We start from the raw sequence: 19,717 nt of genomic DNA, 5'->3' as shown, positions 1-19,717 counted from the left end.
AAAAGGCAAAAAGGTGACGCTTTGCGACAATGAAAAACTAACCAAAAGCCTCTCAAACAGACGTTTCAGGCCATTTTTCCAAATGATTTTTAAATTCAGAATAAACCTCCACGGGCTTCTGATTTATCCCTAAAAAGCTTCACCCCTCTCCGTTTCACCAAACGCAGGCCCGCGTATTTAATTGCTTTAGGAATCTGCTAAAGTGCAAACTCAGGCTTTAACTGAAGGATCAGTTATCTGATGTCTCTTTACCTTACTGTAAAAACACTGCATATCCTGAGTGCCGCTGTTCTGTTCGGTACCGGTGCCGGAATTGCGTTCTTCATGTTTCGCAGTTATTTCAGCAGCGATTCCCGGGCCAGGCTTTTTGCGGCCCGGAACACGGTACTGGCTGACTACCTGTTCACACTCCCGGCGGCGATATTCCAACCGATATCCGGCATCTGGCTGATATCTCAGGCAGGCTATAACTGGAATGCCGGATGGTTGCTGACAAGTTATGTCCTGTATCTGCTTATCGGCCTCTGCTGGTTACCTGTCGTGAGAATTCAGATCATGCTGAAGCAGCAGCTTAATGCTGCCCATGCCACCGGTAATCCTTTGCCTGCTAACCATAAAACACTCTTTCACTGGTGGATAGCACTGGGTATACCTGCATTTATCAGTATTCTTCTGATCTTTTTCCTGATGGTGCTCAAGCCCGTATGAATACCGATAACAGCCAACCGGTGTTCAGTCATATTTTTGCTGAACAATGGCCTCAGCTTCCGGCGGTGATGCATAAACATTACCTCAACAGACCCTACTCCAATGATCATACCCGGGTAACAGGTACCATTAATGTCTGGTGCGCGCGGCCATTAAAACTGATCGCCGGGCTGCTCTGGCGGCTTAAAGGCATCCCGCCTCACAGTGAAACGCATGTGCCGATCACCGTCGACTTTTACAGCTCAGCACATAACAACCACTTCCGGTTTGAGCGTACTTTCCGATTTAAGAACCGCCCTCAGTACCGGTTTGTCTCTGCAATGGAACCCATTAAAGACAACCTGATGATCGAAAGAATGTCCGGCCATATAGGCTGGCTTTTGCGTTACTCGTGGGAAAACCGGAAGGTAAAACTGAAGCACCATGGCTACGCAGTCTGTCTGGGAAAGCTCAGAATTCCTTTACCTGTGACCTGGCTGATCGGTAAAGGGTATGCGGAAGAATGGGCGCTGGATGAAAACCGGTTTGCAATGTGTATGCATATATCCCACCCCTGGTGGGGAAAACTCTACCAGTACGAAGGTGAGTTCATGATCAGCCAGTTACCTGACACTGCCGGCATAAAAGGATCAGTGAACTTATGAAACATATACTTATCATCGGCGGTTACGGCAACTTTGGCCGCTTTATCAGTCAGACAATTGCCAAAGAAACCGGGATTCAGCTAACCATTGCCGGCCGCTCGGCAGAAAAAGCAGAAGCGCTGATCAGGGAATTACCGAACGACGTTCCCATGCAGAGTTACCGGTTAGATATCCGTGAACCGTTACAAAAGCACCTAATGCACCTTAAACCGGACATTGTCATACACACATCAGGGCCTTTCCAAAAACAGGGCTACGACGTCGCTCAGGCCTGCATTGACTGCGGCGCGCATTATATCGATCTGGCCGATGGCCGGGAATTTGTCAGCAGTATCGCCACCCTGAACAGCGCTGCCCGGGAAAATGATGTACTGGTTGTCAGCGGGGCCAGTTCAGTGCCCGGGTTAACATCAGCAATCGTCGATAAATACTTACCTGAATTCAGCCATCTGGAGAGTCTCGACTACGGCATTACCACTGCTCAGAAAACCACCCGGGGACTGGCAACCACAGCCGCCATTCTGGGCTATACCGGCCAACCGGTGAAGACACTCACCGCGGGCAAGCCAGATACAATTTTTGGCTGGCAGGGACTCAGAATCAGAAAATACCCACAACTGGGCTGGCGGTTACTGGGTAACTGCGACATTCCCGACCTGACGTTATTTCCGGAGCGTTATCCCGGCCTCAGAAACATACGCTTTTATGCCGGCCTGGAAATCCCGCTGATTCACATTGCTCTCTGGCTGCTTTCCTGGGGCGTGCGGGGCGGTCTGATCAGAAACCTGAGCGGTTCAGCACCGCTCTTACTGCGGCTGTCATTTCTGTTTGACTGGCTGGGCACCGCCAACAGCGGCTTTCATATGCAACTGAGCGGTACTGATCATAACGGTGATGCCAGGCAAATCTGTTTTGAACTGACGGCCCGGTCCGGCGATGGCCCTTTTATTCCCTGTATGCCCGCCATTTTACTGACCCGAAAGTTACTGACAGGCGGATTAACACAGCGCGGCGCTCAGGCCTGTATCGGACTGATCAGCCTGGATGAATACCTGAACGCCCTGAGCGAGCTGGATATTTCCTGGACGGTAACAGAGTAAGGCGCTTATCCGACTACAGTCGCTGGCTGGCAGCCAGCAAGTCAGACTCCAGGGTCTGCCATGCGGAAGGATTCCGGCCGATCACTTCAATACGGCTGTCATACACCTCATCCAGTGCGGTACTGCTCATCAGTCCGTCAACGATGTTAAAGGCAAAGATCCCTTCATCGGTGATAAACACGCCTTTGACCCGTTCAGCTTCTATGCCCATCAGAATGGACTCCAGCGTGATAAAGTCGAATTCAAAATCCGGCTGAAAAATCCAGCCGCTGCTGAAATAACCGTCACCTTTATTATCTTTACGCAGATAGCCTTCTGCCGGCATATCCGGTGTAGCAGCAAACACATCGCCATGACCGTGACCATGAGAATGCTGAGCTTTAGTTTCAGGCTGCGGTTGCCAGTGGCAGGGAGCATTCAGCCATTGCCGCTGTAACCGGCCATGCGCTACCGGATAAACCGGCCTCTCAGTAATCTGTTGCTGCGCCAGATAGGTATTTAACTGTTGCAGTTCATCTGCTTCATATAAATCACTTTTATGGGCAATGATGCAGTCTGCAACCCGGATCTGCTGCTGATAGGTTTCATCCGCGGTATAGTCCGGGTCAGACAGCTTGCGGGCATCCACAAGGGTAAGGGTTGCCTGCAACTGAATCACATCACTGTATTCAGCACTTCGCAGGCTGGCGAGCACTTCCTCGGGATGCCCAAGGCCGGTAGGCTCGATCAGCAAACGGTCAGGTTTTGCCCGCTGAATCAGTTGGTTAAGCGCCATCTGCATAGGTAAACCTGCGGTACAGCACATGCAGCCGCCCGGCACTTCCCGCATAAATATGCCGTCTTCGGCGTCCTCCCCCATCATGCTGGCATCGATGCCGACTTCACCGAACTCATTAACCAGTACGGCCCAGCGCTCATTATCCGGCTTGTTTGCCAGCAGGTGCTGTATGGCGGTGGTTTTGCCTACCCCCAGAAAACCGGTAATTACATTGGTAGGAATCGCATTAAACTGCATACAAATAAGCTCCGAAGAAAGGATCTGCAGACCACTGAACGGTAAAGAATGGATCAGCCGGCTAAATCAGCCAGGCTGTCGAGAATCAGATCCGGCTGATATTCAGCAACAGACTTGCCATGGTTAAAACCATAGCTAACAGCGACCACCGGACACTCTGCCGCTTTGGCTGCCAGTATATCGTTCGCTGAATCACCCACCATCAGAGTTTGTGATGGCGATGCATTCAGCACCTTCATCGCATGCAGCAAAGGTAAGGGATGCGGTTTCTTTTCCGCTAAACAGTCGCCACCGAGCACCAGTTCAAAATACTGTGTCAGGCCGAACTGCTGCAGCAGATGTTCTGTAAAAGGCAGGGGTTTATTGGTCACCAGCCCCATCGGGATATTCAGGCTGGCCAGCGCTTCAAGGCAAGCTCCCACCCCGGGGTATAAACGGCTTTGCTGGCCGCTCACGTCACCATAGTGCTGAAGAAACAGTTCCAGCGCCTGCTCTGCCAGGGCATCCGGCTCACTGTCAAAAATATCGTAACGGTCCAGCAATGCCCGGCGAACCAGTACCGCTGCTCCGTTACCGATCCAGCAGCTGACTTTGTCTTCGCCGGCCGGAGGCCGGTCCAGATCCGCCAGCATCCGGTCAATCCCTGCTGCCAGATCCGGCAGGCAATCTATCAGGGTGCCATCAAAATCAAACAGCACCAGCGCCGGTAACTGCCCGGCAAACAGGGATTTCATCACCGCCGTTATGCCTGCGCCAGTTCTTCACGCATTTTGGTGATCGTTGCCTGATAGTCATCCGTATTAAAAATGGCAGAACCGGCCACAAAGGTATCCGCACCAGCCTGGGCAATTTCACGGATATTACCAATGCCCACGCCGCCGTCCACTTCCAGACGGATGTCATAGCCACTGGCATCAATACGCTCGCGTACCTGACGCAGCTTATCCAACGTCGAAGGGATGAATTTCTGACCGCCAAAACCCGGGTTAACAGACATCAGCAGGATCATATCCACCTTATCCATCACATGATCAAGGTAGTGCAGCGGAGTTGCCGGGTTGAATACCAGACCGGATTTACAACCACCATCACGGATCATCTGCAGCGAACGGTCGATGTGATCAGAACCTTCCGGATGGAAAGTAATGATGCTGGCACCGGCATCGATGAAATCTCCGATCAGACGGTCCACAGGACGTACCATCAGATGCACGTCAACCGGGGCGGTAATGCCATAATCACGCAGCGCCTTACATACCATAGGGCCAATTGTCAGGTTTGGAACATAGTGATTGTCCATCACATCAAAATGTACGTAATCCGCACCCGCAGCGAGTACATTTTCAACTTCTTCGCCCAGGCGGGCAAAATCTGCTGATAATATAGAAGGAGCAATCTTAAAATCGGCCATGGCAGTCGCAACTCTTGAAATAATAATGGCGCCTATTGTACTGTCGGAACATCTAAACACAACACGAAAGCAGCCTGTGCAGACAACTGAAAACTCTTTAACACACCGCTGGCCTACCGGACTCCGGCAACTTATATGCGGTTCGCTGCTGTCATACTGTGCGTTTATCCCCTTTACGGCACAGGCTGAAGAAAATAATGGCGCCGCCGGCATGACAGAAATGTCTGACACCCAGCAGGGTGACAGCATGTCCGAAGCAGGTGAAACAAAGCGCGTCCCCCGCAGTATTCCTAACCCGGCCGCCCAACGGGCTGCCGCGCTGGCACAGGAACAGTCTCCGGAAACTGAAATTATCTGGCTGAAAACTGACAAAGAAACCCAACTGAGCCTGTTCATGCCCAGCGGCATTACCGAATCCTATGGCGGGATCATCCTGTTTCACGGCAGCATGGCTACCCCGGACTGGCCGGACATCATCCGACCGCTACGGCTGACCCTGAGCGATCAGGGCTGGGCAACCTTATCGGTGGCGTTACCCGACCCGAACCCGGCGCCTGTTCCGGAGCGAATGATGCAAGCTTCGGTACCGTCAGGTTCCGGTGATGGCACCGAAACCGGCTCCGCAGATGACACCGGACTGGCAGAAGCTGCAGCCACTGAAGCGGCGATGACAGAATCCGCCATGTCAGGCGATACCATGACAAACAGCATGGCCAAAGAAGAGAGCCCTCCCAAAGAGCCTTATATTGACCAGCTCACCAGAATTGCCATTGCCGCCAGTACACAGTTAACTGACCGGGAACAGAACCGGCAGATTATAATAGGTATTGGCACCGGCGCAGTGTGGGCAGCAGCCTATATCGCCCAGGCGCAGGACGAGCAAAACATCCGCCTGCTGATGATCGACCCGCGTCAGCCTGACGACCCGTCGGCCCCACAGCTAAGCGAACTGATCCCCCTGCTGGACAGCGAGACGGTTCTTGATCTGTATTTTGAAAACAGCGAGTTCAGTAAAGCACAGGCCAGACACAGGCTGCGCCTGAGTATGCGCAGTAAACTGCCGGACTACCGTCAGATAAAAATTAATCAGCGCCCGGATGACAGCAAACGTGAACAGCAATGGCTGGCGAAAAAAGTCCGCGGCATCCTGAAAACTAACATCATCGACGCGGATTTTGCCAGAACCACCAAAGGCCGGCTGGAAACGGAAAAAGCCATGCAGCTGATGCCCGGGGGCTGATTCAGTTTTTCCGGGCCTGACGGATACGGTCATAGGCGGACTGAATTTCCTGGGTCTTTTCCTTGGCCAGTTGCATCATTTCTTCCGGCAGCCCTTTCGCCACCAGCTTATCGGGATGATGCTGACTCATCAGGCGGCGGTAGGCTTTCTTCAGCTCCGCATCACTGACATCTTCTGACACCCCCAGCACGCCATACGCTTCTTTCAGCAGAGTCGCCTGAGACACTGAGCCATGCTGATGGGACTGATAACTGTGTTGCTGATATGAAAACTGAGACTGCATTCTGGCCATTAGCGCGGCCATTTCCGCCTGCGACATATGCAACAGGGCACAGACCTCGCGGATAATTGCCAGCTCCGCTTCACTTACCTGCCCATCCGCCATCGCGGCCTGCAGCTGAATCTCGACAAACATCAGTTTCAGCGGCACCCGGTAACGTATCAGCGCACTTAATGGCCGTAATACATCAGCAATATCGAAGTGTTCATCTTTACCCCGGGTAAACAGCTCAATCGCCTGCTTTTGCCGCTCGCTGCTCAGCCCCATACGGTTCATCACATCACGGGCGTACTGAATTTCTTCCTGGCTCACCCGGCCATCGGCTTTCGCCAGCTTTCCCATCACAGAAAAAGTGGCTTTAAAAAAAGCATCCTGAGGATTCAGTGCATTGCCCAGCAGATTCTTCAGCCCCTTGGAGAGGGCAACACCGATCGCACCGCCCAGCAACAGCCCGAACAAACCACCGGACATCAGACCAATCAGCCCGCCAATCACCAGAGCCGTACTGTTGTTTCGGATCATTTGTCCGAAGTTTTCACCGGAACGCTGTGCATCGAATGCCATTCGCTACTTCCCAAATTAAATAGATGTCGTCACGCCCCTAAACCAGGGACGCAAAAAGTTACTCAGCAGTTATATGATTGCCTGTTAAATCTTTTTCAACCGCCTGCAACCGCTCAATTGTGCCTATATCCCGCCAGTAACCGGCATAGTGTTCGCCGCTCACCAGACCTTTAGCCATTGCTTCACGCAGTAACGGTGCCAGCGCAAACTTACCCGACTGACAACCGACGAATAAGCGTGGGGATAAAATACTGATACCGCTGAACGTTAACCGTTCCCCATCCCCTTCGCTAACATTACCTCCCGTCAGTATAAAATCGCCGTCAGGATTGTGCTCAGGGTTATTCACCATCACCAGATGCGCCAGCGCACCGCTGGCATCCAGACGGGCCTGCGCCGCCAGCAGTGACTTCGTCGGATAATCCGTAAAGACATCACCGTTGATGACCGCAAACGGTTCCTCTTGTGGCGACACCAGCGGCAAAGCCTGAAAAATACCACCACCGGTTTCCAGTGCGTCAGACTCCGGCGAGTAGACTATCCCGGCACCATAAGGTTCACCGTTACCCAGCGCGCGTTCCAGCTGTTCACCCAGCCAGGCATGGTTGATCACCAGCTCAGTGATCCCGCCCGCCACCAGACGCTCAATATGATATTCAATCAGCGCTTTACCGGCTACTTTGATCAGCGGCTTGGGCGTCGTCAGTGTCAGCGGACGCATCCGGGTACCCAGCCCTGCCGCCAGAATCATCCCGCGCATCATTTAAACCACTTATCCAGCAGTGCTGTATCGAAGTGCTCAGAGGCATACATTGCCGGGACCACCACTTCGTTGAGCCAGGCAGCAAACGTCAACAGGTCCTGATACCGCGAACAGACCCGGATGATGTAATGCAGGGTTCGGGGAATATCCGCCAGATAGCCGTCTTTACCGTCACGCAGTTTCAGCCGGGCAAAAATACCGCTGGCTTTAAGGTGACGCTGCACCCCCATCAGATCAAACCAGTAATAGAATTCGGTACGGTCGAAGCTTTCCAGTACACCTTCAGCTTCCAGCTGAGCTCCGTACTGATCCACCCAGCCATAAACCTTGATATCCGGCCAGGCGATATAACAGTCCCGCAGCAATGACACCAGATCATAGGTCACCGGGCCAATAACGGCGTCCTGAAAATCAATCACACCCAGCGAGTCACCGCATACCATCAGATTCCGGCTATGGTAATCCCGGTGCACGGCAACCTGCGGCTGTGCCCGGGCACTGTTCACCAGCTGCGCACAGACTTCTTGCCAGAGATGTTCCACACCCGGCTTGATTGTCAGCCCCAGCAAGTCCTGCAGAAACCAGTCATGGAACAGGGCCATTTCCCGCTGCAACAAGGCTTCGTCATATTCAGGCAGCGGGAAGCCGGCAACGTCGGTCGCTTTCTGGATCAGCAGCAACTCATCCAGTGCGCGGGTATATAAGTCATCAGCAGAGCTATCATTCAGGTGTGGCAGATATTGCTCATCCCCCAGATCACTTAACAGCATATATCCAAGCGATAAATCAGCGGCAATGACCTGTGGAACCTTTATACCCTGGCTGTACCAGCTGTCGGCAATCTTAACAAAGGGCAGGCTGGCTTCTTTTTCCGGCGGAGCATCCATCAGAATCCAGCTTTGCTGACCACTGATCAGCCGAAAGTAACGCCGAAAGCTCGCATCGCCCGACACCGGCTGGCACTGCCAGTCTGACGCCAGATCAATTCCCGATGCCGCACAAATGTCGACCACCCAGGCACGCAACCCGGCCAATCGTTGACCCATAATTTTAATCCTCTAGCATAGATGCGCCGGAATGTTTTATCATTCAGCGCTTTAGTGCGTATATTACTCGAAATAACGGTTTGGCGATAAACAAAATCGAAGCACATTTTTCCGCTGTAGAATGGATAGGCCGGATGCCCTTTAAAAGACAATCTTCATATTTACTTACCTTAGCGGTCGCTGCCGCTATGTCGCCTTCGTTATATGCCGCACCCGCCGATTTATGGCAATGCCAGACCCAGGCCGACGGCAGCTGGCAATGTGCCGGCAGCGATACACCGGCAGAACCGGCTTTTTCTGACCCTGCTAATGTTCCGACCCAGCCACTGAACACACCTGAAGCGGTGTCTCAACCTGAATCAGTCAATGTTTCACCGGCAGCGTCAGCACCGGCCGTTGCACCGGCGGCCATCCGCACAGAAGACAAGCAACAGCAAGCATCTCAGGCAGCGGTGCTGAACGCCCCTGCAGCAGACCTGGCAGCCCGGCAACTGGACTGGCAACCGGGTGAAGGCGGCCAGTGCGGCCGCTATGTTGAACCTGAGTATCCTGTAGCAGAAGCAGGTAAAGAAGAAGAAATCATCATCAATGCCGATCAGTCCCTGACTCAGATTGGCCAGACATCCACCATGCGGGGTGATATACGTGTCCGTCAGGGCAACCGCACCATCAGCAGTGACGAAGCTACCCTGTACGAAACCACCAATACCGCAACCCTGCAGGGCAATGTGATATACCGGGAGCCGGGACTGCTGATTGTGGGTGACAATGCCCAGGCCAATATAGATACCAGCGAAACCCGGATTGAAGCCGCTGATTATGTCATGCATCAGCAAGGCATCCGGGGTTCTGCGGTGAGCATTACCCGCCAGCCGGACAGCAAAATCAACCTGCAGGACACCTCCTACACCAAGTGTCCTCTGGGGGATGAAAGCTGGAAAATCAACGCCGATGAAGTCGTGCTTGATCCGGAAGAAGGTTTCGGTACTGCCAAACATGCCACCCTGCGCATTGGCGACGTACCTGTATTCTACTATCCGTACTTCACCTTCCCGATTGATGATAAGCGCCGCTCCGGTTTCCTTTACCCGACCATGGGCTATTCCGACGGTGACGGGCTGGAACTGGCAACCCCGTATTACTTTAATATCGCCCCAAACATTGACGATACGCTGACACCGCACCTGTACAGCAGCCGCGGCCTGTCTCTGGATAACGAACTGCGGTACATGAACAGCTACAGCTATAACGTACTGAGCACCGCATACCTGCCGAACGACCGTAAAGCAGACAAGGACCGCTGGCTGGTTGACGCCGAGCACCGCGGCTATCAGGGGAACTGGCGTTCAACAATTGATTACACCCGGGTCAGTGACGACGACTACTTTAACGATCTGAACACCGGCCTTGAAGTAAACCGGCAGGACCATCTGGACCAGATTGCCCAGGCAAGCTATGTCACCGATAACTGGACAGCGACAACCCGTGTTCAGTCTTATCAGACCATAACCGACGCCACCCAGCCTTACCGGAAGCTGCCACAGATTTCCCTGCAAGGCAGCCAGAGTGATCTGGTAGACGGTTCTGATCTTGAGCTGAGTTATCAGGCAGACTTCACATCCTTTGAACGGGATAACGACAACCTGACCGGCGTTGACCGTGTGAATGGTCAGCGTGTTCACCTGCAGCCGTCTGTCAGTATTCCGTTCCGCTGGCCCTGGGCTTACGTAACGCCCAAAGCCACTCTCTGGTCTTCACAGTACAAGCTTGATGATCAGGTGGCCGGCAAGTCCGACAGCATCAGCCGTACGGTGGGCGTGCTCAGTGTCGACAGCGGCCTGAGCTTTGAGCGTACAGTCAATGAATCCGGCATGATTCAGACGCTGGAACCACGCCTGTTTGCCCTCTACGTGCCTGAAGAAGACCAGACCGCCATTCCGAATTTTGATACCGCCGAATACAGCTTTACATACAGCTCTCTGTTCCGGGAAAACCGCTTCAGTGGTTATGACAAGATCGGTGATACTCAACAGCTGACACTGGGACTGAGCTCCGGGTTCTACCGCAGCAACGGCAGCGAAGTGGCCCGGCTGGGCATTGCCCAGGCCCATTATTTTGCCGACCGCGAAGTTCAGTTGGAAAGCACCACGGCAGCCGACACCAGCAAGCGTTCCAATGTTGCCCTTGAAGCCAGCTGGAATGTAACCGACGCCCTGCGGATCAGCAACGACAGCGAACTGGACGCCAGTGACTATCATTTAATCGAAAACAATCTTAAATTCAGTTACTCTCCGAACGTCAACAAAGTTTTCAGCCTGGGCTTCCGTGACCGTGAAGACACCCGCGAACAGGCAGACCTGTCATTTATCTGGCCGGTTGCAAAAAAATGGAGCGTTCTGGGACGCTGGCAGGAAGATATCCGGAACAATACGACCCCGGAAGCACTCTTAGGTGTTGAGTACTCCGACTGTTGCTGGCAGGTACGGGTTGCCGCCAGAGAGTATCTGCCAAGTGGCAGCACCGAAAGGGACAGCGGAATTTATATACAGTTTGTCCTGAAAGGGCTGGGCGCTTTCGGCCAAGGCAAAGGCTTATTCGATAACATTACCGGTTTTGAAGAACGTGAAAAACAAAATGACTATTAAGTGTATGCGCCCGTTCGGGGCCAAGCTCATCAAGCCGGCAATGGCGGCTATCGCGCTCAGCGCATCTGTGTCAGCGTTTGCTGCCACCTCTCTGGACCGGGTGATTGCAATCGTCAATGACGACATCATTATGCAAAGTGAACTGGAAGCCCGCGAAAACATAATCCTGCACCGTCTGGCCCGCAGTAACGCGACCCAGCCGCCGGCGGAAGCGCTGCGTAAACAGGTACTGAACCGCCTGATTGTCGACCGGGTCCAGATGCAACTGGCTGATGAGCGGGGAATCCGCGTCAGCGATAACGAGCTCAATGCGGCCCTTAACCGGATCGCCGGCCAGTCAGGCCTGAGCCTGGCTCAGTTCCGTGAGACCCTGATTGCTGAGGGCCAGGACTACGCTAAGGTGCGTAACCAGATCCGTCAGGAATTACTGATCAGTGAAACCCAGCGTCAACTGGTTAACAGCCGTATTAATGTATCCCAGCAGGAAGTTGACAACTTCCTCAGCTCAGATCAGGGAAAACTGGCCGCTTCAAAAAGCTATAACCTGAGCCTGATTCTGATTGAAGTTCCGCCACAGGCTGATGCTACAACCATCCAGCAGGCCGCTGAAATCGCCGCTGAAATCAGCAGTGAATTACAGAACGGTGCCGATTTTGCAGAACTGGCTCTGGAACGCTCCGCCGGAAATAACGCCTTAAGAGGTGGTCAGCTGGGCTGGAAAAAAGCCGCTGAGCTACCCCCTGCTTTCGCACAGGCGCTCGGGGCTCTGGAAAAAGGCCAGGTAACAGCACCTATTCGCACCCCGAACGGCTTTCACATTCTTAAAGTAAACGACACCCAGCAGGGAAATGTACAAATGGTCGATCAGACCGAAGTACGCCACATCCTGCTTAAGCCAACTGAAATCCGTTCCAAGGCCCAGACGCTGCGGGAAATAAAATCCCTGTACAACCGTCTGGCACTGGGTGAACCGTTTGCCGAACTGGCAAAAGAATTCAGTGATGACCCGGGCAGCGGTGCAGAAGGCGGCGCTTTAGGCTGGGCTCAGCCAGGCCAGATGGTCCCTGAATTTGAAGAAGTCATGCGTAAAACACCGGTTGGTGAAGTCAGCATCCCGTTTGAAACCCGTTTTGGCTGGCACATTCTTGAGGTAACCGACCGCCGCCAGCAGGATCTGGGTGAAGAAATGCTGACCAATCAGGCACGGGCCAGCATCCGTGAGCGCAAGTTCAACGAAGAGCTGCAGAACTGGTTACGGGAGATCCGTGCCAAGGCATATATTGAGCTGAAATAATGCCGGATCAGATCTTCAAGTTAGCACTGACACCGGGCGAACCTTCGGGTATCGGCCCGGATCTGTGCATTCAGATTGCCCAGCAGGGCCATCAGCAACAACTGATTGCCATTGCCGATCCGCACATGCTTGCTGAACGGGCTGCACAGCTGCAACTCCCCCTGGAAATCCGTCAGTACGACGCCAGCGAGCCGGCACAAAGCACCCCTGCAGGCTGTCTGTGGGTTGACCCAGTCCCCTGTAAAACCGCAGTGACAGCCGGACAACTCGATACGGCCAACGCCCAGTATGTACTGGACACCCTGACCCGGGCGACGACCGGCTGCATGAACGGTGAGTTTTCTGCCATTGTCACCGCCCCGGTACACAAAGGCATCATCAACGATGCCGGCATTCCGTTCAGCGGACACACCGAGTTTCTTGAAGCCCTGACCGGCAGCGATAAAGTCGTTATGATGCTGGCAACTCAAGGGTTGCGTGTCGCGCTTGCCACCACCCACCTGCCATTACTGGAGGTACCGGGCGCAATTACAGCCCCCTTACTGCAGCAAGTCATCCGGGTACTGCATCAGGACTTACAACAACGCTTTGGCTTACAACAGCCACGTATTCTGGTTGCCGGCCTGAACCCCCATGCAGGAGAAGGCGGACACATGGGGCGGGAAGAAATCGAAACAATTGAACCGGCCCTTGAAAAGCTGCGTCAGGAGGGTATAAACCTCACTGGCCCGCTACCGGCAGACACCCTCTTTACTGAAAAATACCTGCAGCAAACCGATGCTGTCCTTGCGATGTATCACGATCAGGGATTACCTGTTCTAAAATACAAAGGCTTTGGCAACGCCGTCAATATTACGCTGGGCCTGCCCATTATCCGCACATCAGTGGATCATGGCACCGCCCTTGATCTGGCCGGCAGCGGCAAGGCCGATACCGGCAGCCTGCTGACCGCCATCGACTATGCGGCAGAAATGGCCAGCCACAGCAATCAGGATAACTGAGCTATCATTGCTTCAGTTATCCACAAAGAACCCCAACGGAACGTCATTCATGAGTAAAAAACCCGTCGGCCACAAAGCCCGCAAACGCTTTGGCCAGAATTTCCTGCATGATCAGGGCATCATTCGCCGGATCATTCGCTCCATCGCACCGCAGGAAGACCAGCATCTGGTAGAAATCGGCCCAGGCCTGGGGGCTATTACTGAAGAATTACTGCCCGAATGCCAGCAACTGAATGTCGTGGAACTGGACCGGGACCTGATTCCTATTCTGCGTACCAAGTTCTTCAGTTACGCGGATAAATTCAACATTCATGAAGCGGATGCCCTGAAGTTTGACTTTGCATCCCTGCACCAGGCCCCGCAGCCACTGCGTGTTGTCGGTAACCTGCCGTATAACATCTCGACGCCGCTGATTTTTCATCTGCTGAGCTATGCTGAAGAGATCGAAGACATGCATTTCATGTTGCAGAAGGAAGTTGTTGACCGTCTGGCAGCACAGCCAGGGGACAGTGCTTATGGCCGTCTGGGCATTATGGCGCAGTACTACTGCCACGTAGAACCACTCTTTATTGTGCCACCGGAAGCGTTTGACCCGGCCCCCAAAGTTGACTCGACAATCGTCCGGCTGATCCCATACAAAAAAGTCCCCCACCCGGCTAAGGATGTTGATAAACTGGAAGTCGTCGTCAGAACCGCCTTCGGTCAGCGTCGCAAAACTTTACGAAATAACCTGAAGCCGCTGATCAGTGCCGATGATATTCAGGCGCTGGACATCGACCCGGGCCTGCGCCCGGAACGTCTGAGCCTGCAGGAATTTATCCGCATCAGTGATTTCATCAGCACTAAACAGAGCGACTAAACAGATGATTGCCGCATTAGAACAAGAAAGTATCGCCATTAACGTGGAAACATCGTACCTTCCGGAGCAGTCTGATCCGGATAAAAAACGCTTTGTTTTTTCTTACCATATCACCATCACCAACCACGCCAGCCAGCCGGTTCAGCTGCTTAACCGCCGCTGGCTGATCGTTGACGGCGACGAACAGGTACAGGAAGTCAAAGGGGAAGGCGTAGTCGGTGAGCAACCGGTCATTGATCCGACAGAAAGCTACAGCTATACCAGTGGCACAGTACTGGCCACCAATGTCGGCAGCATGCAGGGACATTATGAAATGAAGGCCGAAGACGGCCAGACCTTCAATGCTGAAATTGCGCCGTTCACACTGGCACAGCCAAACGCACTGCACTGATCAGGCCCGCTATGACCCATTACGCCATTGGTGATATACAGGGCTGCTTTGACGAACTTATCCAACTGCTGGACACCCTGAGCTTCGGCCCGGAAGACACACTGTGGGTTGCCGGTGATCTGGTTAACCGTGGACCCAAGTCACTGGAAACCCTGCGTTTTCTGAAAGAACTCGGCAGCCAGACCCGAATTGTACTCGGCAATCATGATCTGCACCTGCTGGCGATTCATTACGGCACCACCACTCAGCGGCGCAGCGATACCTTCGACGAAATTCTTAATGCCCCGGACCGCGACGACCTGATGGACTGGTTACGCCACCAGCCCCTGCTGGTTCATGACGAAGCCCTTGGCTATACCATGGTGCATGCCGGTATTCCGCCTAACTGGTCATTAAAGAAAGCCCGCAGCTGTGCCAAAGAAGTTGAACAGGTGCTGCAAAGTACCCTTGCCATTGAGTATTTCCGCAACATGTACGGCAACAAGCCGGACCGCTGGAAGAAATCTATTCAGGGCTGGGAACGGCTGCGGATGATCACCAATTACTTCACCCGGATGCGCTTTTGCAGCGACAAAGGCCGGCTCGACTTTCTCGCCAAGGGTGCCCTGAGCAGCCAGCCGGAAGGTTTTTTACCCTGGTTTGAACATCCGGGAAAAACCGTCGACAAGCACCGTATTATTTTTGGACACTGGGCTGCACTGGAAGGCAAAGCCGACCACCATAACGTATTTGCCCTGGATACCGGCTGCGTATGGGGTAATACCCTGACAGCCATGCGCCTTGAAGATCAGCAGCTATTCAGTGTCCCAAGCCTGAAACAACCGGAGTAAAGCAATGGAAACCTATCAGTGTATTAATATCGAACAGGCAGTTGCCCTGATGGAAGACGGCGCCGTCGTTGTGGATATTCGCGACCCGCAAAGTTTTGCCGCCGGACACATTGTCAGCGCCAGCCATCTGAGCAATGAAACCCTGCATACCTTTATTACCTCAGCGGATATGGATCAACCGGTCATTGTCTGTTGTTACCACGGTCACAGTAGCCAGTCTGCGGCACAACTGCTGATTGGCCAGGGATTTGATCAGGTATACAGCCTCGACGGCGGCTACCAGCTCTGGCAGGCAAACAAGCCTGAAATGTGCAGCGCCCCGGAAGCATAAATATGCAGGTCTATCTGGTGGGCGGCGCGGTTCGCGACAAACTTCTGGGGTATCCGGTGTATGACCGGGACTGGGTCGTGGTCGGTGCGTCACCGGAAATCATGTTACAGCAAGGCTTCCGGCCTGTCGGCCAGGACTTCCCCGTATTTATCCACAAGGACAGCGGAGAAGAATATGCACTGGCCCGCACGGAACGTAAATCAGGCAAGGGCTACACCGGCTTTCAGTATCATGCCAGCCCGGATGTCACCCTTGAAGAGGATTTACTGCGCCGCGACCTGACCATCAACGCTATGGCTGAAAGCGCCGACGGTCAGATTATCGACCCGTATAATGGTCAGCAGGATCTGCAACAGCGCATTCTGCGCCATGTATCCCCCGCATTTGCTGAAGACCCGCTACGGGTGTTGCGTGTCGCCCGGTTCGCCGCACGCTACGCCCATCTGGGCTTCACCCTGGCACCGGAAACACTGGCGCTGATGCAACAACTGGCCAGCAGTGACGAACTTGAGTTTCTCACCCCGGAAAGGGTCTGGCAGGAAATGCAGCGGGCACTGGGCGAACAAAGCCCGCAAACATTTTTCCGGATACTGGAAGACTCTCACGCCAACGGCAAGCTGTTCCCTGAGCTGCCCATTCGCCCTGCAGAACTGCTACTTCTGAATACATCGGCATCAGCTGAAGTCCGCTGCGCCCTGCTGTTACTTAAAACAGCTACTGACGCCTCAGTCATTAAGACCTTCAGTGAACGGCAGCGGTTACCGAACCTGTTTCGTGACCTGGCCCTGCAGCTGTTCCGCGGTGCCGACGATCTGCTTAACTTTCCCCACCTGACATCCGATGCCCGCCTGCAGTTAATTCTGGATTTAGATTTACTCCGCCGTCCGGAACGGTTACACAATCTGTTCACGGCCTGCAGAATACTCAATGATCAGCAAGCCCTGGCTGCTGAAGTTCAGCTTCCGGACCTCCTGACCCAACTGGGCAGCATAACGCCCCGGGAAATCATGGCAGAGGGTTTTAAAGGCAAGGCACTGGGAGAGGAAATCAGGCGGCGTCAGCTCACTATCTGCGAACAGGCCAGTCATCCTCAAGGCCAATAAGCGGACATTCCATTACGGCAGCCACGGCTGTCAGTAACTCACGTTCGACCACAGAGACTTTACCGTCCTGACGGGCACAGCGCACCAGCCCCTTAAGATAGCGGGATTTCAGTAACGGCCCCGCCGCCGCAAGAATGAATACCGCCTCACTGAATGCCTTAAGCTCAGTTTCAGCGCTGGGCTGCTGAGGTAACAACTCAATATTGTAAAAGCCGGCGGTATTGGCCGCCAGATTAAAGTGCCGTTCAAGATCAGCCCCACTGCTGTCTGACTGCCTTCCGTGCCAGACAAGCATGGATGCGACCCGTTCAAATGCCCCGGCCTGATCATCTTCAGACTGTTCCAGCATCCGCGCCCGGCGGCGTATACCGTAGTGACCATCACAGTAGTGGCCGGTTAACTGATACAGGCACCACTCAAACAGATCAATCTGTTTATCGGCCCTGATCAGCTTCATCAGCACACGCTTATAACCACGATACTGCTCTGCTGACTGCAGCTTGAGGGCTGGCATTGCCATCAGCACCCAGGGTAAATAAGCGCCGCGGGACACGTCTTTCAGCATTTCTGTGAGTGTTTCTGCCTGTTCAGCCAGCGCCGGATCAAACTCAGATAACAGATACATCTGCTGTTCACGCAAAGATATATCCGGCGCCAGCAGCAACACCGGGAGGATGGCCCGGGCAGCAAAAGCGTCGTGGGCAATGTCTGCCAGCGTATCCGGCAATTCGGTTTCAGACACCAGATCCAAATCCGAAACCCCGGCCACATCCAGCACCGCACTGCTGAGTATCATGGTGGTCACCGCCCCCAGCACCTGCTGTTTGCGGTCACCATCATGCTCTTTAACCTGCTCTCTGGCCTGCTGCCAGCGATCTTCAGAAAAACAGCCATCCCAGTTCGGTTCAATTGCCTGAATACGTTGCCGCAACGGCGGATGCGTCGCCAGCAAACTCATCGCCGCACCATTAATATTGGCAAAAAACAGATGACTGGCTTCATGACAGCGGTGATTCTCGACCCGGCTGCTGCTCTTTATACTGCCAATCGCCTTCAGGGCACCGGCAATACCCGCCGGGTTACGGGTTAACCGTACCGCTGCTGCATCCGCCAGAAACTCCCGTTGTCGCCCCACAGCGGCTTTAATGACTCTGGCGCCGGCAATGCCTGTCCAGCCGATGGCAAACAAGCCCAAACCAAAGGGTTTCGCCCGGACAGATGTCCGGCTGTAAAGCAGCTCACGGCCAATCTCACCGATCCACATCAACCCGTGCAGCAACACCAGCAAACGCATATTCAGGCGCATATCACCGTTAAAGATATGGCTGATTTCATGCGCCACCACCCCCTGCAACTCATCTCTGCTGAGGTGATCCAATGCTCCCTGGCTGACACACACGACAGCATCAGAAGGCCGCAGACCGGCAGCAAATGCATTGATCCCGGCTTCCTGGGTCAACAGATACACCGGAGGTACCGGAATACCCGCCGCAATAGACATTTCTTCGGTAACATTCAGCAAGCGCCGTTGCTCGGCATAGCGGGTGACGGGTAATACCTGGGTGGCCCCCATCGATTCGGCAATGGCTGCGCCCCCACGACAGACTTCGTGCCACTTCAGCCAGGCGGTAATGATCAGGCCACTGCAAACCGCAACCGCAACCCAGGCAAACCGCTGCACGGTAAAATACTCAAGCAGTTCTGCCTGCTGATTGTAATAACCGCCGTCATCAAACCACAGCCAGGTCACCACAAATAAAGTGGTCAGCCCGATAATCAGGAAGGTAATGCCGAGGAACAGTGCGACCAGCCAGTAACTTCGCTTACCGGCCAGCGCCTGTGCTTCATAGAAGTTCATCCGGCTTTAGCGTCAGAAGCTGACTTCAGGTGCTTTCTGGATCTGTTCCCGGTCGGCCATTTCCAGCAAACTGGCATCGGCTTTATGACCAAACAGGCCTGCCAGAATCACCGGTGGAAAACTCTGTTTATATTCGTTGTAATCGGTCACCGCATCGTTAAATCCCTGACGGGCAAACGCAACGCGGTTCTCGGTCGACGTAAGCTCTTCGCTTAACTGCTGCATCTGACCGTCGGCTTTCAGCTCTGGGTAATCTTCAACCACCAGATTAAAGCGTCCCAGCGCAGCCTGTAAACCGGACTCAGCCATGCCCAGCTGTTGCAGTGAGCCGGCGCTCTGAGCACTGGCCATAGCACTGTCCAGCCCTGCCCGGGCCTGATTCCGGGCACTGATAACCGCTTCCAGCGTTTCACGCTCGTGCTTGAGATACCCCTTAGCCGTTTCCACCAGATTTGGTATCAGGTCATAGCGGCGCTTTAACTGCACATCTATTTGCGAAAACGCATTCTGATGCCGGTTACGCAGGCTGACCAGACTGTTAAACACTGCAATCAGATAGCCAATAACAATCACTGCAACAACAATGCTGATAATGGTTGTCAGATCCATAACGCCACTCCCTAAGCCGAATTAA

General features: G+C 53.8%; 20 protein-coding genes. 12 read left to right on the top strand and 8 right to left on the bottom strand.

The features are described from left to right. Nucleotides 1-240: 240 nt before the first annotated feature. Genes PCI15_RS04255 through PCI15_RS04245 form a run of 3 tightly spaced genes read left to right on the top strand, consistent with a single transcriptional unit; the run spans nt 241 to nt 2,452 of the window. Complete coding sequence (locus PCI15_RS04255) at nt 241-708, top strand: DUF2269 family protein (RefSeq protein ID WP_271273120.1); 468 nt, start codon at nt 241-243, stop codon at nt 706-708. Next, nucleotides 705-1,352, top strand: coding sequence for a DUF4166 domain-containing protein (locus PCI15_RS04250; protein ID WP_271273119.1), 648 nt, complete (start codon nt 705-707; stop codon nt 1,350-1,352). Before PCI15_RS04255 ends, PCI15_RS04250 begins: the two co-directional genes overlap by 4 nt. After that, entirely contained in the window at nt 1,349-2,452 is a 1,104-nt protein-coding gene (locus PCI15_RS04245; RefSeq protein ID WP_271273118.1) for a saccharopine dehydrogenase family protein, read from the top strand. Before PCI15_RS04250 ends, PCI15_RS04245 begins: the two co-directional genes overlap by 4 nt. Nucleotides 2,453-2,465: 13 nt before the next feature. On the opposite strand, the gene PCI15_RS04240 is transcribed toward PCI15_RS04245, so the two are convergent. Genes PCI15_RS04240 through rpe form a run of 3 tightly spaced genes read right to left on the bottom strand, consistent with a single transcriptional unit; the run spans nt 2,466 to nt 4,878 of the window. Continuing rightward, on the bottom strand, nt 2,466-3,467 hold the full coding sequence (locus PCI15_RS04240; RefSeq protein ID WP_271273117.1) for a CobW family GTP-binding protein: 1,002 nt from the start codon (nt 3,465-3,467) through the stop codon (nt 2,466-2,468). A 53-nt stretch (nt 3,468-3,520) separates the two neighbouring features. Continuing rightward, nucleotides 3,521-4,201: a phosphoglycolate phosphatase gene (locus tag PCI15_RS04235; protein ID WP_271274578.1), complete on the bottom strand. Its 681-nt coding sequence runs from the start codon at nt 4,199-4,201 to the stop codon at nt 3,521-3,523. A gap of 8 nt (nt 4,202-4,209) precedes the next feature. Then, complete coding sequence (gene rpe / locus PCI15_RS04230) at nt 4,210-4,878, bottom strand: ribulose-phosphate 3-epimerase (RefSeq protein ID WP_271273116.1); 669 nt, start codon at nt 4,876-4,878, stop codon at nt 4,210-4,212. Here rpe and PCI15_RS04225 point away from each other — a divergent pair. Next, nucleotides 4,877-6,118, top strand: a complete 1,242-nt coding sequence (locus PCI15_RS04225) for a DUF3530 family protein (protein WP_336296729.1) — start codon at nt 4,877-4,879, stop codon at nt 6,116-6,118. The genes rpe and PCI15_RS04225 overlap by 2 nt on opposite strands. 1 nt (nt 6,119) lies before the next feature. Here PCI15_RS04225 and djlA read toward each other — a convergent pair whose 3' ends face one another. The 3 genes from djlA to PCI15_RS04210 are packed head-to-tail and all read right to left on the bottom strand — an operon-like array spanning nt 6,120 to nt 8,771. Further along, nucleotides 6,120-6,962 carry a co-chaperone DjlA gene (gene djlA / locus PCI15_RS04220; protein WP_271273114.1) on the bottom strand — a complete coding sequence of 281 codons (843 nt, stop codon included), beginning with the start codon at nt 6,960-6,962 and terminating at the stop codon, nt 6,120-6,122. A 58-nt stretch (nt 6,963-7,020) separates the two neighbouring features. After that, entirely contained in the window at nt 7,021-7,725 is a 705-nt protein-coding gene (gene murU, locus PCI15_RS04215; protein ID WP_376787830.1) for an N-acetylmuramate alpha-1-phosphate uridylyltransferase MurU, read from the bottom strand. Then, nucleotides 7,722-8,771: an aminoglycoside phosphotransferase family protein gene (locus tag PCI15_RS04210; protein ID WP_271273113.1), complete on the bottom strand. Its 1,050-nt coding sequence runs from the start codon at nt 8,769-8,771 to the stop codon at nt 7,722-7,724. The genes murU and PCI15_RS04210 overlap by 4 nt, the downstream gene beginning before the upstream one ends. 188 nt (nt 8,772-8,959) lie before the next feature. Between PCI15_RS04210 and PCI15_RS04205 the strand changes: the two genes are divergently transcribed. From PCI15_RS04205 to PCI15_RS04170, 8 genes are read left to right on the top strand one after another with little or no spacing between them, the layout of a single operon-like run. Continuing rightward, nucleotides 8,960-11,416 carry an LPS-assembly protein LptD gene (locus PCI15_RS04205; protein ID WP_271273112.1) on the top strand — a complete coding sequence of 819 codons (2,457 nt, stop codon included), beginning with the start codon at nt 8,960-8,962 and terminating at the stop codon, nt 11,414-11,416. Continuing rightward, entirely contained in the window at nt 11,406-12,710 is a 1,305-nt protein-coding gene (locus PCI15_RS04200; RefSeq protein ID WP_271273111.1) for a peptidylprolyl isomerase, read from the top strand. The genes PCI15_RS04205 and PCI15_RS04200 overlap by 11 nt, the downstream gene beginning before the upstream one ends. Continuing rightward, the gene (pdxA, locus tag PCI15_RS04195) at nt 12,710-13,711 is read left to right on the top strand and encodes a 4-hydroxythreonine-4-phosphate dehydrogenase PdxA (RefSeq protein WP_271273110.1); all 1,002 of its coding nucleotides are present in this window, start codon (nt 12,710-12,712) and stop codon (nt 13,709-13,711) included. Before PCI15_RS04200 ends, pdxA begins: the two co-directional genes overlap by 1 nt. Nucleotides 13,712-13,760: 49 nt before the next feature. Beyond that, the gene (rsmA, locus tag PCI15_RS04190; protein WP_271273109.1) at nt 13,761-14,570 is read left to right on the top strand and encodes a 16S rRNA (adenine(1518)-N(6)/adenine(1519)-N(6))-dimethyltransferase RsmA; all 810 of its coding nucleotides are present in this window, start codon (nt 13,761-13,763) and stop codon (nt 14,568-14,570) included. 4 nt (nt 14,571-14,574) lie between these two features. Next, a complete protein-coding gene (gene apaG, locus PCI15_RS04185; RefSeq protein ID WP_271273108.1) occupies nt 14,575-14,961 on the top strand; it encodes a Co2+/Mg2+ efflux facilitator ApaG/CorD in 387 nt (128 codons plus the stop codon). Nucleotides 14,962-14,972: 11 nt separating this feature from the next. Further along, nucleotides 14,973-15,791, top strand: coding sequence for a symmetrical bis(5'-nucleosyl)-tetraphosphatase (locus tag PCI15_RS04180; RefSeq protein ID WP_271273107.1), 819 nt, complete (start codon nt 14,973-14,975; stop codon nt 15,789-15,791). 4 nt (nt 15,792-15,795) lie between these two features. Further along, on the top strand, nt 15,796-16,122 hold the full coding sequence (glpE, locus tag PCI15_RS04175) for a thiosulfate sulfurtransferase GlpE (RefSeq protein WP_271273106.1): 327 nt from the start codon (nt 15,796-15,798) through the stop codon (nt 16,120-16,122). Nucleotides 16,123-16,124: 2 nt separating this feature from the next. Beyond that, on the top strand, nt 16,125-17,225 hold the full coding sequence (locus tag PCI15_RS04170) for a tRNA nucleotidyltransferase/poly(A) polymerase-related protein (RefSeq protein ID WP_271273105.1): 1,101 nt from the start codon (nt 16,125-16,127) through the stop codon (nt 17,223-17,225). On the opposite strand, the gene PCI15_RS04165 is transcribed toward PCI15_RS04170, so the two are convergent. Both PCI15_RS04165 and PCI15_RS04160 read right to left on the bottom strand, forming a co-directional pair. Further along, nucleotides 17,188-19,083, bottom strand: a complete 1,896-nt coding sequence (locus PCI15_RS04165) for a M48 family metallopeptidase (protein WP_271273104.1) — start codon at nt 19,081-19,083, stop codon at nt 17,188-17,190. The genes PCI15_RS04170 and PCI15_RS04165 overlap by 38 nt on opposite strands. A 12-nt stretch (nt 19,084-19,095) precedes the next feature. Beyond that, nucleotides 19,096-19,692 (bottom strand): LemA family protein, encoded by a 597-nt coding sequence (locus PCI15_RS04160; protein ID WP_271273103.1) that lies wholly within the window; start codon nt 19,690-19,692, stop codon nt 19,096-19,098. Nucleotides 19,693-19,717: the final 25 nt, after the last annotated feature.

It is taken from the genome of Aliamphritea hakodatensis, from assembly GCF_024347195.1.
In the GTDB taxonomy this organism is placed as follows: domain Bacteria; phylum Pseudomonadota; class Gammaproteobacteria; order Pseudomonadales; family Balneatricaceae; genus Amphritea; species Amphritea hakodatensis.
The sequence above is the reverse complement of the archived record's forward strand: the minus strand, read 5'-3'. Positions and strand labels throughout refer to the sequence as shown.